13 protein-coding genes are annotated in these 16,039 nt (G+C 57.6%); 7 read left to right on the top strand and 6 right to left on the bottom strand.

The window, feature by feature from the left end; all coding sequences use genetic code 11:
* Positions 1 to 8: 8 nt before the first annotated feature.
* The 5 genes from EXE44_RS05110 to EXE44_RS21080 form a co-directional block, all read right to left on the bottom strand.
* Entirely contained in the window at positions 9 to 326 is a 318-nt protein-coding gene (locus tag EXE44_RS05110) for a hypothetical protein (RefSeq protein ID WP_137716234.1), read from the bottom strand.
* A 1,141-nt stretch (positions 327 to 1,467) separates the two neighbouring features.
* Positions 1,468 to 1,791 (bottom strand): hypothetical protein, encoded by a 324-nt coding sequence (locus EXE44_RS05105; RefSeq protein ID WP_137716233.1) that lies wholly within the window; start codon positions 1,789 to 1,791, stop codon positions 1,468 to 1,470.
* Positions 1,792 to 1,856: 65 nt separating this feature from the next.
* Complete coding sequence (locus EXE44_RS05100) at positions 1,857 to 2,399, bottom strand: hypothetical protein (protein ID WP_137716232.1); 543 nt, start codon at positions 2,397 to 2,399, stop codon at positions 1,857 to 1,859.
* Between the two features lie 115 nt (positions 2,400 to 2,514).
* Positions 2,515 to 2,910, bottom strand: coding sequence for a hypothetical protein (locus EXE44_RS05095; protein WP_137706868.1), 396 nt, complete (start codon positions 2,908 to 2,910; stop codon positions 2,515 to 2,517).
* 67 nt (positions 2,911 to 2,977) lie between these two features.
* The gene (locus EXE44_RS21080; protein ID WP_137716231.1) at positions 2,978 to 3,274 is read right to left on the bottom strand and encodes a hypothetical protein; all 297 of its coding nucleotides are present in this window, start codon (positions 3,272 to 3,274) and stop codon (positions 2,978 to 2,980) included.
* Positions 3,275 to 5,672: 2,398 nt separating this feature from the next.
* On the opposite strand from EXE44_RS21080, the gene EXE44_RS05085 reads away from it, so the two are divergent.
* From EXE44_RS05085 to EXE44_RS20170, 3 genes are all read left to right on the top strand, one after another.
* Positions 5,673 to 6,380: a hypothetical protein gene (locus EXE44_RS05085; RefSeq protein ID WP_137716230.1), complete on the top strand. Its 708-nt coding sequence runs from the start codon at positions 5,673 to 5,675 to the stop codon at positions 6,378 to 6,380.
* A gap of 472 nt (positions 6,381 to 6,852) precedes the next feature.
* Entirely contained in the window at positions 6,853 to 8,016 is a 1,164-nt protein-coding gene (locus EXE44_RS05080; RefSeq protein WP_137716229.1) for a hypothetical protein, read from the top strand.
* A gap of 2 nt (positions 8,017 to 8,018) precedes the next feature.
* Positions 8,019 to 8,192 carry a hypothetical protein gene (locus EXE44_RS20170; protein ID WP_158293438.1) on the top strand — a complete coding sequence of 58 codons (174 nt, stop codon included), beginning with the start codon at positions 8,019 to 8,021 and terminating at the stop codon, positions 8,190 to 8,192.
* Positions 8,193 to 8,220: 28 nt separating this feature from the next.
* On the opposite strand, the gene EXE44_RS05075 is transcribed toward EXE44_RS20170, so the two are convergent.
* Positions 8,221 to 8,517, bottom strand: a complete 297-nt coding sequence (locus tag EXE44_RS05075) for a hypothetical protein (protein WP_137716228.1) — start codon at positions 8,515 to 8,517, stop codon at positions 8,221 to 8,223.
* Positions 8,518 to 8,552: 35 nt separating this feature from the next.
* On the opposite strand from EXE44_RS05075, the gene EXE44_RS05070 reads away from it, so the two are divergent.
* The 4 genes from EXE44_RS05070 (at position 8,553) to EXE44_RS05050 (ending at position 16,030) form a co-directional block, all read left to right on the top strand.
* Positions 8,553 to 10,298, top strand: coding sequence for a hypothetical protein (locus EXE44_RS05070; protein WP_137716227.1), 1,746 nt, complete (start codon positions 8,553 to 8,555; stop codon positions 10,296 to 10,298).
* Positions 10,295 to 11,104 (top strand): HNH endonuclease, encoded by an 810-nt coding sequence (locus EXE44_RS05065; protein ID WP_137706892.1) that lies wholly within the window; start codon positions 10,295 to 10,297, stop codon positions 11,102 to 11,104. The genes EXE44_RS05070 and EXE44_RS05065 overlap by 4 nt, the downstream gene beginning before the upstream one ends.
* 9 nt (positions 11,105 to 11,113) lie before the next feature.
* On the top strand, positions 11,114 to 12,856 hold the full coding sequence (locus EXE44_RS05060) for a DUF1073 domain-containing protein (RefSeq protein WP_137716226.1): 1,743 nt from the start codon (positions 11,114 to 11,116) through the stop codon (positions 12,854 to 12,856).
* Positions 12,857 to 13,462: 606 nt separating this feature from the next.
* Positions 13,463 to 16,030, top strand: a complete 2,568-nt coding sequence (locus tag EXE44_RS05050) for a DUF2213 domain-containing protein (protein ID WP_158293437.1) — start codon at positions 13,463 to 13,465, stop codon at positions 16,028 to 16,030.
* Positions 16,031 to 16,039: the final 9 nt, after the last annotated feature.

The raw sequence follows: 16,039 nt of genomic DNA, 5'->3' as shown, positions 1-16,039 counted from the left end.
TCCACGACTTACGCGAGGTAGTGTTCGCGCATCTGCCGCGCGTAGAAGTCGTGAATCTCGTCGCACAGCGGTTCATTATTGACGTGAGTCGTGTGGTGGTCGCCACCCCACGACACCGACACGGTGCCACGAGAGGCGTTTAATTCGACGTGCGGACCACCGACACCGAGCACGAGAATCACGTTACTGATACTCGGCTCGCGGGATCCGAGCGACAGTTCTACTTTCACGTCCAGCGGATCTAACTCGTCCATACTGTCGGTATCTTCGATTCGTTCCGCCGTCTCGACCGCACGCTCGGCGGCCATGTTATCGGGGTGTTCCATAGTGGTACGGCGGATCCCGTGTGACGGGGATCCACCTGAAAAAGTGTGTATGATTAGTGTTGGATCGGGCGTTCCTCAATCCCAACACCGACAGGATGATCGTGGTTGTATGGGTGTTCATCGCCGTCTAACGCATTTACACAGTCGCCGTGGGATCCGCAGTGGTGTAACGTGTCTGTCTCATACGACGCGAGTACGACGCCTGTCCATGGCATTTTTTGCGTACTACCGTCCGTTAGCTCCGAGCGTTCGATAAGATCCATCTGAATCGCACAGTCTACACAGTATATCTCACCGTCGTGTGTGACACCCGTAACCCCGTCTACCGCGGGCGCTGTCGGGATGTTCTCACTACGCGGGAGATAATTACCGTAACTGTCGATCCAAACCATCGGATCCCCAAACGCGTCAGTTGGTGTATCGCTTTGGCTCATAGTGGTATGTCGGGAATCCACCGTGTGACGGGTGGATCCTCAAAAAGAGAGAACGCTTACAAGTCGTGCGTTAGCTCTCGTACTTTCCGTTCGGCTTGTTCACGACTGTGAAACACGCCGCGGTATTCGGTTCGCTGGTTTTGTGCGACTTCGACACGATAGCGGTACGTGTCGGTTAACGTCCGTTCGGCTTTGATTTCGTTTCGATCCCACACGTCAATGACGATCCCTCGCTCGGGATTGTGTAGTATTAGTGGATCCAACTCGACAACTCCAAAGCCAGGCGCTAACTCCTCGCGGTCGGGTTGTGGTTGTGTCGTACTCATAACAGCGGATCAGCTCCGAGCGAACGGATCCGATCCAAAAACGATACCCGAGAAAAGCGAAGGATCCCGACAACACAACTATGATACGGGAACGGCAGGGGATGGAACGCGGTTGTCGTTTTGGTAGTGTTGGTGTTTCGTAGTTTGTGGATCCGTCGGTGCGACCCGAGAGGATCCAAAAAGAGCAGTGTTTGTACTACACGGGGGCGCCAACGGCGAAGGATCCACAAACAGGACACTCCACGCCGTCAGGGTGTTCACGTAGTTCTGACTGTTCTAATTCCGTCTCACAGTATCCGCACGTAACTGTTTCACTCATAGTGTTGTGTGGATCGAGATCCGAGCGAACGGATCCGTCTCCAAAAAGAGCGTGTGTCGGTGTTACGCGACGTTTTCGATCACGCACGTCTTTGTGGTATCACCGACAAACTCGGCTCTCAGATCCCCGTAGATCCCCGCGGCTTCGGGGATCTCCTCGGCTAACGCGCCGTAGTTGGGATCCATCCCATTTTTCGGGATCACCCGAAACAGCAGTATCTCGGGGCGATCCAGCGATCCACACTTTCGCACGACGTGAATGTAACAGTTCTCGCGTTCGACCGACACGGGTTCTGTTGCCATTCCGTTCCACCAGGGTAGCGTGCGAACGGTATTCACGGCGGATTCAAGCGTTTCAGCGTCGTGTTCGGCGGTTTGTGTACTCATAGGTGTGTGTCGGGTCGGGATCCACCGTGTGACGGGCAGATCCTCAAAAAGAGCGTGTGTCGGGGTTAGTTCTCGAAAGCGCGGATCCAATCAGGATCGTCGCTTTCGGCGTCTTGAATCGCTGCCATTAGCACGGGATCGTAAATACGATCGTATTCACGATTCACGTCGTTGAACATTCGTCCGCCGCCGATACACTCGACGGCAACGATATTGTCGGGATCGTAGTCTAATTCGGCGGCGGCCTTTTCGCGGACGATCTCACCGTATTTACCTTCATACGACGGATCGTATAGCAACCGCTCGCCTTCGATCCGTAGCGTTTCATCGATCCACGCATCCCACGACTGATTTGAATCCGACTCCTCGTAAATGTGCGCGAGCGGGGACCATTCGCGGTCCCGCATCTCTCCCTCGCGGCGATCCATCTCCTCGCGGGTGATAGGGACCATAGTCGATCCCGTCGCGCCGTGGATCTGTTCGCCGTGGAATAGTTTATCCACGAAAACGAACTGTCGCCCGTCGCGGGCGAGGAGTCGATCCACGCGGATCGTCGTTTTGTCGTTTGACGTTTCGACAGTATCGGAGTTGCTACTGGTTGCTGCCATAGTTGTGTGTGACGGGTTTCACCCGTCGTTATCTTCCGACTGAAAACAGTCGGAATACTGTCGGGATCCCCCGAGCGAACGGGCGGATCCTCAAAATAGGGTCGCGTTTGGGTGGTTAATTGGTAAGCGTTACGTCGTCCGTCGCACCGTATTCACGTCCCTCTAAGGCGTCGTATGCGCCAGCATGGTAGGCGTCGTGAATCGCGTCAAGAACTTGGCGCGGATCCATCTGCTCGGCTTGAATCGGGCGATCCTCCGCGTCGCCAACAGGGACAACCGCGACCGTCTCGGGCGGATCCTGATAGGTTCCACCGACGTGATCGCGGAACCCTGCCATACACCGAAGGGTCGGGGCGGTGTTGTTAGCGTAATGCGCGGATTCTTTGAAGTGACTCACCGCTTCGGTGGGATCCTCAATAGCCTCGGGAGAGGCTTCGAAGTTTTCCCAACCGAGTTTATACGCTTCATCAAGTGCGTCCGCTTCGTGAACTACTGGGATAGTGTCGGACATAGTTGTGTGTCGGGATCCCCCGAGCGAACGGGCGGATCCTCAAAATAGGGCCGCGTTTGGGTGGTTATTATTTGAGTCTGACGGCGTAACGATCTAAGTATGGGGTACTCTTGTGGATCCCCCACACTTCGACGTATTCGCCGTTTTCAGTATCCACCCACAGGCAATTGTATGAATCTTCGAGCACGATACTCTCGCGGTCGTGCTCAACACCGATACTTTCGAGTATGTGATCGATCTCTCGCGGGTTTGTAACCAGCGAAAGGCGCGGTCGCTCCGAAGGTTGAAGGTTCGAAACCTTCGTTTCGTCGTGGATCTGGTTTCCGCGGTATTCCTTCGGATAGTTTGGCTCTTGTGTGCTCATAGTCGTGTGTCGGGATCTGCCGTATGCGGGCGTTTCCCTGAAAGTGGTATGTATCGGTGTTAGTTACTTCAAACTACTTTTTAGTCGTTTGTCGGTCGCTTCGATCCGTAAACGTCCGTCGCTCCGAACCTTCGGTTCGGGGAAGTTATGAGTTAGCAAACAGCTCCGAACGGTTCGGATCTCGTCTTGACTCCAAGAATCAGGGAAGTCTAAAACGACTTGTCCCGCGATTCCTGTAAATTCAGGGAAGTCCTTTCCGTGGACTTCCTTACTAAACCACCCTTCGGTTTGCTCTTTCCAATACTCGACGTTTTGAATCACCGTGTGTCGTGGCATAGTTGTGTGTCGCGGATCCACGTGCGACCGCGGATCCACCGAAACACACTATGTATGTAGCAACTTTTAGCATATCCATCATACGGATCCACACGTAAGCGGGGTTCAGTTCAATTAGTCTAATCGCGTAATTACCCTAATCAGGTAGTGACTTTCATACCTCTTAGGATCGTCCGTATCCACCTTTCGGCGGGATCCTACTTGATACGGTTTACACCGCCCGTATTCACGTATTCCCTGAGAGAATACGTTTAACGGCCTTTCGGTATGCCCCGACTTTCCTTTCATCCTGTGGTATTCACAGGGTAGAAACCAAAGCGGGGATCCGTCTGAATATGCGTTTAACTCATATCTGTTGCTACTATCCTAACCCCCTCATACGCCGCGAGACACACGATATTTAGTCGTTTCAATGCGGCGTATCCTAACGGTGGATCGTAGGGTTAGGTTGCTTACCAAATATGCCCGTTAACGTCGGTGGACCGTTTCCCGCGCGTTACTCCCTTCATACCCCCATACCGCAGGGATCTGGTTTCACGTCGCGGGCGGTTACCAGTTTACCGTCCGAACTTGGGCATACGTCCGTTTCACCCGTGCGTAACCCGTCGCACGTCGGGAGTTACCCCAGTTATATCGCCCGCCCGTCCCGAACCGTACGCCCCGCATATCTTGATACCGTGTCTGATTCTACATCAGTCGTGATTACTCGATATGCGGCGTATCGGACCGCCCATAGTTCGCTTTACCCCCGTGCGACGGGTGTATCAGGGTTCGGAGTTAGGTCATCACCCTGATATGCCGCCGTGGTAGTTCATGGTACGCCCCGCGCGGGCATTACCTATGGTTGAATCGGTGGATTAGGGAGGGGCAGACATTCGGGGATTGATGAACGGCCCCGAACCGCGCCGTATGGTAACGGCGGGCGTCCGTCGGCTTGTGTCGGTTTGGTTTGTGATTTCTTGTTATCGCTCGGGGCTTTTGCCCCGTCTTACTACACTCCTACTTTTCGGTGGCATATTAAAAAGGCTTGTGTAATGTTACGTAGGAATAGACTGTGAAATAAGATAAATGGGGTAGGGTAACAATGCTTGGTGGTAATATCGCACGGGTTACTCGCGATCGATCGGAGAATGAACGGGCGAGATAAGCACGCCCCAGGAACCGCGGGAGCACACACGGATCGAACCGACACACGAGATAGGCGCGACACACGGATAGGGACTTATTAACGGGCGATATGGGTGTTAAGGGGCGATATGCGGGTTAGCGGGTTACCCCCCCACTACCACCAGATACCCGACACACGACACACAGATACTACCAGTAGGACCACGCACGCACGCTAAGAGCGACACACGGACGCTAAGAGCGACACACGGACGCAGAGGCCCGACACACGGGCCTATGCGGGGGGGCAGCGGGGGATGGGACGGGGTTAATTAGCGACGGACGGGTGGTGTGGCACCAGGGGGGAGGACATCCCCGTTCACGCGCAGATTCCCGTACTGATGGGCCATCTCCGACCCGCTCGCAGCCGACACACCGCCGACTCGGACACACGGACTGGTCTGCTCTATGGAGATATACGCCACACGAATATCCCCCGCGGAACGGCGACGACCTGCCTCGACGGCGCGACAGCCCGCTCTGTTCGCGTTGCGGTACTATATCCGTTACCATTAATATCCTTCAGTTCTATTAGGAGGACGTGAGGAACGAACGGTGTCACGAAGTGACTCGTCCTCGCGTGGAACCCCGCCACACAGGGCCTCGTGGCAGGGGTAATCCGTTCTTTCAGATGACGTGGGGGCGGATACTCCCTGTGGTGTGACCACCGAGCAGCTCGCCCCCACGGATATTCCTTACAGTAATACCCCCACCACCAACCCCCCACGGGTCTGTCGTTCACAACGTGGGCGACAGGCCAAGTGGGGCTGCCGCCCCACGGGGTTTCTCACAACAGGGCAGATCCCGACACACCCTCGACGCTTGCTCACACAGCCACTCGGATTCACGTTAGGTAACCCAAGGTTATTTATATCTATAACCCAAACATACGGGTATGAGTCACACACGTGAAACCGAGGAACCGCCTGATGAGCAGTCCAGCGGACAGGATGATTCCGTGGCACAGCCACAGGACAGTCGGGTCCGCGAGGAGATCCGCGAGGAAATCCGCGTTGGCCCCATAGCCGCTTTCACGGAACGCCACGATGACACTCCCACACTCGATTTCTCGCCCGCCTCGACGGCGATAGACCCGTCCGACGCCAAACAGGACATGAGCGCAGGTGCCGCGGTGGGGCGATTCGACTACACGCCCAACGCCACCTACACCGACGAGAAGATCCCCGCGCAATCTGACGCTGCCGCGACGCTGAATCAGTTCAACCGCGAGCAGGACTCCAACAGCGACGAGGACATGGAGTCGCCCCGTCGTGAGACAGACCTTCACCGCGACATCGAGGCGTGGGGCGACCAGATTGGCCTGACCAACACGGAGGTCCGCGAGGCCATCGCGATTGTCCAAGCAACGCCCACGGGGGTGCGTCGCAACTTCGGGCTGGAAACCACCTGCCTCGGGGCGTTGACGATCGCGGCGAACCAGCCCACCCACGGCCCTCACACCGCGAAGTCCATCAGGCTCCGTGGGCCGTCGACGGACAATCCACAGCTCGTGGAGAACTACGAAGTGCTCAAACGCGACCTCGACGTGACCCAAGCGCGTGTTTCGGACTTTCGGACGTGGTACAGTCGCACCGACAACTGACGAACTGCCCCGATTCCCCTTTTAAGGCCCGCGAGGATAGCCGTCGGATTTCAGAATATTCCATGAGACACTCTCACACAGCCCCCTGAAATCAGGCGTTTCAGACCCCCCTTTATATAGGTCATACGTGATACTATACAATGAGAGAGGAGGAAGGGGGGAGTCCCCGACTGCGGCTGTTGCCCGTGAGTGAAACTCACAGGTTATTCTCGCAGTTGACTACTTGCCCTTCCACGACAACCCCTCCAACGACCCACCCCACAACGTGAGCGTTGGTAGAGGGTTGTCGAAAACGGATTGCTAAAAGGGTAGAACCTATTTTTACAGTTACTATACTGTAAGAGGAATAGTCCGATGTCACATACGTCACTCGCCCCTGCCAGTCGCCCGTACCGCAACGATCAGCCCACTACGGTTCGCTGGTATAGCGGCTATCGAGGCTACGGCGGACGCTACTTCTCCCCACGAGAAGATGGGTAACGACGAGGTCGATCCCGACGCCTGCGTCAGTTCCGAGGGAACTGACTCTAACGACGGCTCGGCTGTGCGAGCCGACGAGTACCCTGCTCGGTGTGACTGTACCGCCGAGGAGCTGGCGACGTTGAAGGAGTGGTTCGAATCCGACGATCACACCCTCGGGGAGAAGGTCCGTGGCGACTGGCCGCCCTCGGATGAACGTAACAACGTTTATCCGATCTTTTTTACACCAGACGACCTCTCGGACACCTACGAGGCGCTGTACGACAATAATCGACGTTACTCGCCGTTCTCAGGGAACAAGGAACCCGTGAGTCGCGGCGAGGACTCGATGGACGTGTGTAACGCGCCGTTGAGTCGCTGGCGTCGACGCTACCCGAACGTGCGGTTTTGCGGACAGACGGTATCACCTGGTGACACCTACTGTGGTGTTCACAAATCGAATCGAGGTGCGCTGATGAAAACTGCTGAAGAACAACTCCAGACGGGGCTATTCGCCCAAAGTCTCGATCACGTCTACGCGAAACTCGGCCCGTGGAAGCGGCTGTTCGGGTGGGGGTCGTTCGAATCGCTGATGGGCGAATCCACCTACGAGTTTGGCGTTGAGTACGAAACACGTTCCTTCGATTTCTCGGACGCCGATCTCGTCCCCGAGGACGCCGACGAGGACGGAACGTTAGACGTTCGGTGTGGTTATCCGACCCAACACACCGACCCCGCCCTCTCGCTGTACGCAGCAGCGATGATGGGGGTTCAGATGATCACGGTTCAGCCGCGGATCATGTACGAGAACCACGAGGAGGGCGAGCGGATGATGGAGTCGAAGACCATCGAGACGGCACAGCTCACGGCGCCACCCACGGAACACGACCCGTCCCCGCAGGAGTTTAAGACGCTGGAGACGTGGTCCGAACACCACCTGAATCTCCCGCTGTCGCGTCTCGTCACCGACCGTCCGAAACTGCTCGAACGCGGCGGTGTCGACACCGACGCCGAGGACAGTTCGGACGACGTAGACGCGGACAACATCGTCCTCGAACTTGAAGCCGAGGGCGATGACATCGAGACAGCAGACACCGACGGGACGGACCCCAACTTCGCTGCCTCCGACGACGAACTACTCACCGAATCCGAGAAGATCGAGCAGAAGACTTCCTAACAATGGGACTTCACTACTTTCATGGCGGCGCGGATCCCGAGGAAGTAGCATCGCTTGCTGACGGGGCAACCTTCGATCACGATCCCCCTGACGACATCCAAGACATCGTGGATGCTGCGGAGGAGAACGGCTACGGCATCAAGGGCGTTCTCCTTGAAGACCTTCCCGACGGCTAATCGAGCGTGAGTTTGTGTGTCCAGTCAGTCAATTGATCCAGCAGATGTGGGTCGGCTTCGCGTCTCGTATCGGACGAAGCGCGAGTTTTTCGTAGAACACAACCTCATCGCGGAGGGAGAGTATCCGTCTCGCGGTGAGATGCGCCGCCTCCACGAACGGCTTGCCCACACCGAGCGGCAGGCGCTTCAGTCTCGGCTGAACGAGCGGCTCACCGAGTTGGCCGAACTGATGGACGGCGAGCGGAAGACGTTCGATGAACCCGCCGTCAAACACGGCGACCTCGTTGCGGGCGTTCGAATTCCTGGTTTCCACGAGTAACGTCATTCGGCAGTTCGATATTACACTCATATTTCATACCGATGGGGATTCCAGAACTATCCGATGAGGTGGATGCGGAGACGCTCCAGCGCCTCCGCCATTCACCAAAACTCTGGATGCGGAATTTCCTCAGACACCCCGTTGATCCGTCGAAAGCGTACGACTTCAAGACGACCGACGGTGAACCACTTAGTCACCTGCTCCACGAGGATTCGTGGCTCTACCCCGAGAACTGGGCTGACGTTAACGTCCTGTTGCTCGCTCGTGGTGAACTGAAGTCGTTCTCAACGGGCGCTATCGCGACGTGGGCACACGACGCCTTTCCGCAGCTCCATACGTACTACATCGCCCCGTCGAACGGGCAGGTCTACGACTACATCGAACCGATCCGTGAGACGTACGTTGAGCAGGCGAACATGGAGTCGCGGCGGACGACGAACAAGAAGTCCGCACAGGTCTTCAAGACGTACCAGAAGGCCGATAACGGCGACGTGAACCCCGTCCTCGGGCGTTTCCAGACGGACTCGGGGTACTCCGAGGAGTCTGTTCGTGGGAAACACTCCCAACTCGGGATTACCGACGAGACACAAGACCTCAAGGAACGGGTCTTCAACGTCTTCCAGCCCGCGATCGACCTCCAACTCCCCGACGTTGACTACTTCCCGACCACGTTCTGTATCGGCACCCCGAAGGAAACGGGGTCGTTCTACCACGACCTGTGGGAACGGTCGGATAAACGGACGTGGAACGCCGAGACAGGGGAGTGGGACATCCAAGATGAGGTCGATCCGTACGAGCTGACGGCAGAGGACATCGCTGACCTTCCAGGCGAGATGGAGGTCGATGAAGGCGAGTCCTACACCGTCCATGCGTGGCACGTCGATTGGATCAACTCCCCGCTCCACTCCGCGTCCGACATCGCCCGTGCGAAACAGCAGATGGGCGAGATGGAGTTTGCCAACGAGGTTCTCGCGCAGTTCTACGAACCCGAAGACAACCTCCTGTCGGACAGCGACGTGCGTTCGACGTTCACGCCCGAGTACCACTTCCGCGAGGAACCGTACAACGAGGACTCAACGACGGTTGTCGTGGCTGACTGGGGCGGCGGGAAAGACCAGAACGCCTCGGACACCATCATCCTCGCAGTCGAGGAAGTCACCTACGAGAACGGTGAGACGGAGTACGTCGTCCTTGACTTGGCGTTCCTCGACACCGAACTTCGGAACCGCGAGCAGATCCGTGAGTACGAGCAACGGCTGATTCAGTACGACGCTGACATCGGCCTCGTGGACTACGGCTTCGGTCAGCAGGCGATGGAGTCGCTCCAACACGGCGATGACACCGTCGATTCCGCTGGTTACATGGACATCGTTTCGGCGGTTCACTACGGCCACGTCAAAGACAAGTCCGACATCAAGTGGACCACCGACGAGGACGGTAACAAGACCTTCTTCACCTGCGATAAGGCCCGTTCGGCCTCGATCATGGTCGAGTCGTTCCGTGACAACGAGTGGGTGATTCCGAAAGCAACGTCCGACACAACGGGTGTCTCCGTGGAAACCTCCGAGGACGACGGGGTTCGACTCATCGACCAACTCACCGCACCGTACAAGACGCTCTCCGAGGGGAACACGGGCAAAAAGCGCGTCTACATTGAGACACCTGGCAACCAGCGCGACGACGCCTTCGACGTGTTCACGTTCTGTGTTCTCGCTTTCAAGGAAATAAATGGAAGCGATGAAAGTGTGACCAGTTTTACTGGTAACAAACGAGCGGGACTCACATGAGCGACGGAAAACACAACGACCCCGAGTGGTTACGGACACAGTACGTTGAGAAGGAACGCTCGTGTACCGAGATAGCCGAGCGGTGTACTGTATCACGTTCTGCTGTCCATCGTGCCCTCCAACGTCACGATATAAAGACCCGAGATCAGGGTACATCTGATTTCGGGGACAAGAAGTATCACGATAAGGAGTGGCTCTCAGAGAAGTTCCATAGTGAGGGGCTTTCATACTCCGAGATTGCCGAGGTGTGTGGTGTTAGTAAGCAGACAATCTACAACACCGCAAAGAAACTCGGCTTAGATGCGAAAGGTGAACGTCCGTATCAAGACGCAGATTGGCTGCGCGAAGAATACCATTACAAAGGCAAAACACTCGGAAAAATCGCAGATGAGTGTGGGGTTTCAGAAGCCACGATAATAAAGTGGAAGAAAGAACACAATATACAGACCGATTATCCGACAGGTGAGGATCATCCAGACTACATCCCACCCGAGAAACGGGTAACAGATAGTTACGGACACAATTGGTGGGAACAGCGCCGCAAAGCGTTGGAGAGAGCGGATCACGCTTGTGAAAACCCCAACTGCGATGAAGACCGTGAATCGTTGGGGCGGAATCCTGACGTTCACCATATTATTCCGTACAAACACCACGACGAATACGACGGAATAAACGACTTAGATAATCTGGTTGTTCTCTGTCGCTCTTGTCATCACGAAGTAGAGCCGAAGTTCTTGCGAGAGATCCACGGTGATGACGAGAGCGTCATCAACTTTGCTGGTAGCAAACGCGCAGGAGCAGTCTAACGGCGAACTATGAGTGATGCGTTTAGCGATGTTCTCAACGACGAGGGGGAGAGTACGGAATTAGAAACGACCACGCCGACAGACGTGGATTCCTCCTCGGTGTTCAACGACGCCGTCCGCTCGGAACTTCAGGAAGAAGATCAGATGGCCGAGGACGCGGCCTACGAAGATCCCGAGACGGGCAAGCAGTCGGACAACGTTGACCCGCGGGCGCTGTTCGCGAACGCATCGGTCAACGAGCTGCGTTTTTACTACCGTCAGGGACCGTACGGTGGGACGGTAGTCGAAAAGCCCATCTACGACTCCTTCAAGTACGGCTTCGACATTGAGGCGACGGACCCCGACGTAGACTTAGACCAGAACAACCGTCGCGAACGCATCAAACAGTTCCTCCAGCAGTACAAGGAGGCGTACATCGACGCCAAGATCAAGGCGCGTCGGGACGGCCTTGCCCTCCTTCACTTCCAGTTCGCGGATGCTGCGGGGAGCGTCTCCGAGCCGATTCAACACACCCGCGGCGAGGGTAACGCCGTCACGTTCCAAGGGTTCCAGACGTACTCGTTGGACAACATCTCCGATGACCTCGCAGAGTCCACCGTCGCGGAACACACCGAGTACGACGACAACCAGATTTACGTCTCGGAAGGCGACGAGCACGGCGGCGTCGCAATCGTAGACGACATTGAGAGTCCTGACCACGGTGACGTTGTCGGCTACGGGATCGAACCGCGGCAGGACTCCGACGAAGTTGACCCCGTCTTCTTCCTCCACGAAGACCGCGTCCAGCACATCACCCATGGCGAACACGTCGACGGACGCCTCGGCAACAACGTCACGGGCAAACACGTCGGAGAATCGGTCCTGACGCCTGTGCTTCAGCCGCTCAAGGCGACGCACATGGGCTTTTGGGCCATCAAGAACATCCTCTATCGGTACTCGGCGCCGCTCCACGCAGTCGAGCCGCCCGAGTCGTGGGGGATGGATGAGTGGGACGAAGCAAGCGGGCAGATGAGCGACCTGTCCATGATGTCCGACGCCCTGCTCCCGCCTGGGTCGGAGCTGTCCGTTGCGGAGGGTGTCTCCGAGTTTGACCCCGAGCCGTTCTTCGCGGTACTCATCAACGCACTCTGTGCGGGAACCGAGTTTACCAAGTCCGTGCTGGAAGGCACGCAGACGGGGACCGTCTCGGGGTCCGAGACGGACGTGAAGAACTACTTCAACTTCGTAGAGCGGCTCCGAACGGGTGAGATTCAAGACGAGATGATGGCGGGCTACGAGAAAGTTGCCCGCCACGACCCGTCCACCGTTCCACAGGTTAGTGGTGGCTTCACGATCGACTGGGGGCCGCTGTTCAAGCCCACGGACATCGAGCGGGCCGAGGGGATGGTGTCCATCATCACCGCGGCGACCAACGGGATCAAAAACTACGTTCTCACGCCCTCGGAGGCCCGCGAGGTCATCGAAGCGGGGTGGGCGGAGTTTGACATGGACACCGACCTCGGGGAGTCGCTCACCGAGGCCGAGATGGACACGCTGGACCGCATCAACATGAACGAGGCGGGACAGGGGCTTCAGGACAACGAGCCGAACAACCGCACGGCACCCCAACAGGGCGGGTCCGAAGGCGGACGGCCCGAAGGCCCGTCTGACGCCTCACAGCCCCAGGCAGATAGCGAGGATGCGATGAAGCGGCTCATCGAGAACACGGATCTGACCCGTGAGGAAGCGTTCGAGGCCCTCAATGGATCATAATCCAACAGAGTGGGTTGTCGCTGACCCCGACACCACGCCGAGAAACGAGACGGATTACTGCTTCCCCGACGATTGGGGACTTCGAACACCCGAACAGAAAGACGAGTGGTTCTCCGCAGAGCGAGCGTACAGGCAGGCGATGCGGCAGGATACTACGATGGGAGAACGACTCCGTGACCAACACTCCCCGTCTGAATTTCGGGTTGATACATAATGAGTAGCCACCCTATCCCCGTCAACCGTGGAGTCTCCAAACCCGCGGATGACGGCGAGAACCTCGCAGAAGTGACCCTGTCTGGTGGCGATGCGTTCGGATCAACGACGACCGTCCGTGGTCCGTTCCCGTTGTCGATGGACGGATTCCATTGGCACTTCTACGCTACGTGTCGAGATCGCATCGCTGCGTACGTTTCTCAACGCACCGAACCACCGATAGAGGCTGTGGGCGTCACCGACGATGAACGGAGACTCCGTGGCCGTATTCGGCAACTCTCGGTAAACAACGACGCCATCACAGTGTACGTCGGCCCGCCAGCGTAGTTCGTCAGCCAGCGTTTTCAGACCATGAGACACTTTTTCACCGATACCACTACGGCCACCCTTCAGGTGGTCGGTGACAGCGTCGACGGCGATGTTTCCGCCGAGGGCGCAGACACCGTCCATCTGGACTCGCCGTGGAACGATTTCTTCGACACCGACGAGTACGTTCGGTTCCGTGCCACGGTCGCACAGCCCATCGTTCAGCCGTACTTCTACGATGGCGAGGTCAAGTATTTCGCGAAGGACGAGCAGGAACTTCGCGAGGCCCAAGCGCAGATCCAGAATCGTGCGTGGACGATGGGCCATCCCAAGGACGACCGCGTCACCGATTCCTCGGAGATCCGTGGCTTTTGGGACAGCCCCGAGTACAACGACGGCCAGCAGGCCGAACTGTATATCCCCGCGAACGACACCGACGCCGTCCGCTTCGCGATTCAGAACGACGAAGTTTCTATCGGCTTCAGCGGCGTCTTAGACTGGGTCGAAGATCCCGACGAGGAGACGCCGTCGATCACCACCGACGCTGGTGACACGGTGTATGCCGACGCCGTTCAGCGGAACATGGCATACGATCACATCGCCTCGGTGGAGAACGGGCGGTGTCCTCCTGAGAAGGGGTGTGGGCTTCATACTGACGATATTGGACATGGACACGTCGTAGACGCCGAACACGACATCACCGCGAAATACGACGAGGGTGACTGGCTCTCGTGGGGGTGGAGTGGTGGCGAAGCGACGGGTCGTGTTGAAACTGTCTCAACCTCGGAGCCGCTCTCGGTGAACGGCGGAGAGACAGTTCGTGATCCTACCGAGGAGGGCGAGGCTGCCTACAAACTCAAACACTGGGACAGCGGCTCGTTCGGCGACATGAAAGTTGCCTACGAGTCGAACCTGTCCTCGGCCTCCGAACCCGAGGGGTTCTCGGCCCAAGACGGGTATCATCGGGTTTCAGATGGAGTCCGAACCACCCGCACCGAGGAAGGCGGCGTTGTCTACCAGCACGATGAATCCTCCCCCTACGACGATGATTCCCACCAGTACGAGTCCCGCGACGCGGCTCGCGAAGCCGCCGCCGAGTTAGGCTGTGACGGCGCCCACAAACACGAGGGACCAGACGGCGAGACGTGGTATATGCCGTGCGGGTCGATGGACACCTTCGATCGCGTGACCGACGATGGCCACGACTACATGGATGCGTGTGGCTGTCCGCACGTCACAACCTTCGCGGATCTCGGTCGGACGTGTTCGGACGGCCCGTGTCGGTGTGGCCTTCACACCGTCGGTGACGCCGAGATCAACGGGACGACCATCGACCTGACGGTTCCCGATGGCGCCCAGTCCGCGGCGGAGGCGTTCCTCCAAGCGAAGGAAGACGGCCTCATCGGAAGTGACTGTGGGACGGGCGCAGGCACCACCTCGGCAGAGATGATTGCCGAAGGTGAGGTGACTGCGGATCGCCTCACCAGCAAGATCCACCCGTACCTTCAACGGGCCGATGAGTACATCACCCGTGACGACCACCCGACCGAGTGGCCCGATGAAGCGTGGGAGGACTGTGGTGACGCCCAGTACGCCTCGTGGGGGTGGACGACCCTTCGTGATTGGGCCGAGGATAAGGTCCAAGAAATCGAGGCGGCGATGGCAGACTCCGCCCACAACGACGCCTTGGTCCGCCCGTACGAAACGTGGGTCACGACTTCGCAGAGCGAAGTCGCTTCCCGAAGCGATTCTCCGCAGGAGAATCGTAAGCTTACCACAGACGCCGACATTGAGGGCGTCATCTCCTACGACGGACTGGCTGACGGCCAGTTAGACGAACCCGCTATCCCCAACGAGGGGTACGAAGACCACTACGTCTTCGCCGCGGACACCAAGAGCGACTCGTCGTACCCGCTGGTTGACGCCGACGGGGATCTGCGTCGTGGCAACGTCGCCGCGGCGTGGGAGGTGTACGGCCACGCTTCTGACGAGGCGCTGTTGCTCTCGGTTCTCGCACAGGCCAACGAACGCTTCGCGAACGCCGACGGATATTCGGCCCCGATAGATGCGGAGTCGCTTGAGGAAGCGATGGCGGACGGACAGACGGCTGCTGACCACGTCATCGCGACTGATAGCACCGATTCGATTTCAAACCCACTTCAGACATACATGAGTGACGGCAACAACGGCGGTGACGGTGGCGACGGCGGGATGCCTGACGACCCCACCGCCTTCTACGACGGCGAACCGACTGTTGAACAGCTCGCGGACGACTTCGGTACCGTTCAGATGCTCGTTGACGAGCGTGATGAACTGGAAAACGAAGTCAATGACCTAACCGACGAACTGCGTGAGCGCAAGCGCGGTGAAGCGGAGGCAAAGGCCGCGGAACTAACCGAGATGACGACGGTGTGGGGTGACGAAGACGAACTGCTCGAACAGTTCGAAGACGGCGAGATCACCCTTGACGACCTCGATGAGAAGATCGAGGCCGCCGAGGACATCGCCAGTTCCACCACGACCACTATCAACGACGACTCGGGTAGTGGCTCCGAGGAGTCCGAGTCGGGCATGGTCGCGGACCGTGCTCGCGAGGAAGGCGAGCGTGACTTCGACCGCACGCCGAACGGTCGCATCGACCTGTCCAGCCACTAACGACTTCTT

Source organism: Halorubrum sp. SS7 (genome assembly GCF_005435055.1).
GTDB classification, from domain to species: Archaea; Halobacteriota; Halobacteria; order Halobacteriales; family Haloferacaceae; genus Halorubrum; species Halorubrum salinarum.
Note: the sequence above shows the minus strand (reverse complement) of the source record. Positions and strands in the feature narration are given on the sequence as shown.

Coding starts and splice junctions, on each gene's coding strand:
- EXE44_RS21080 (WP_137716231.1), bottom strand. CDS start 3,274: ATGAGCACACAAGAGCCAAACTATCCGAAGGAATACCGCGGAAACCAG.
- EXE44_RS05095 (WP_137706868.1), bottom strand. CDS start 2,910: ATGTCCGACACTATCCCAGTAGTTCACGAAGCGGACGCACTTGATGAA.
- EXE44_RS05065 (WP_137706892.1), top strand. CDS start 10,295: ATGAGCGACGGAAAACACAACGACCCCGAGTGGTTACGGACACAGTAC.
- EXE44_RS05105 (WP_137716233.1), bottom strand. CDS start 1,791: ATGAGTACACAAACCGCCGAACACGACGCTGAAACGCTTGAATCCGCC.
- EXE44_RS05110 (WP_137716234.1), bottom strand. CDS start 326: ATGGAACACCCCGATAACATGGCCGCCGAGCGTGCGGTCGAGACGGCG.
- EXE44_RS05080 (WP_137716229.1), top strand. CDS start 6,853: ATGGGTAACGACGAGGTCGATCCCGACGCCTGCGTCAGTTCCGAGGGA.
- EXE44_RS05075 (WP_137716228.1), bottom strand. CDS start 8,517: ATGACGTTACTCGTGGAAACCAGGAATTCGAACGCCCGCAACGAGGTC.
- EXE44_RS05070 (WP_137716227.1), top strand. CDS start 8,553: ATGGGGATTCCAGAACTATCCGATGAGGTGGATGCGGAGACGCTCCAG.
- EXE44_RS05060 (WP_137716226.1), top strand. CDS start 11,114: ATGAGTGATGCGTTTAGCGATGTTCTCAACGACGAGGGGGAGAGTACG.
- EXE44_RS05085 (WP_137716230.1), top strand. CDS start 5,673: ATGAGTCACACACGTGAAACCGAGGAACCGCCTGATGAGCAGTCCAGC.
- EXE44_RS05100 (WP_137716232.1), bottom strand. CDS start 2,399: ATGGCAGCAACCAGTAGCAACTCCGATACTGTCGAAACGTCAAACGAC.
- EXE44_RS20170 (WP_158293438.1), top strand. CDS start 8,019: ATGGGACTTCACTACTTTCATGGCGGCGCGGATCCCGAGGAAGTAGCA.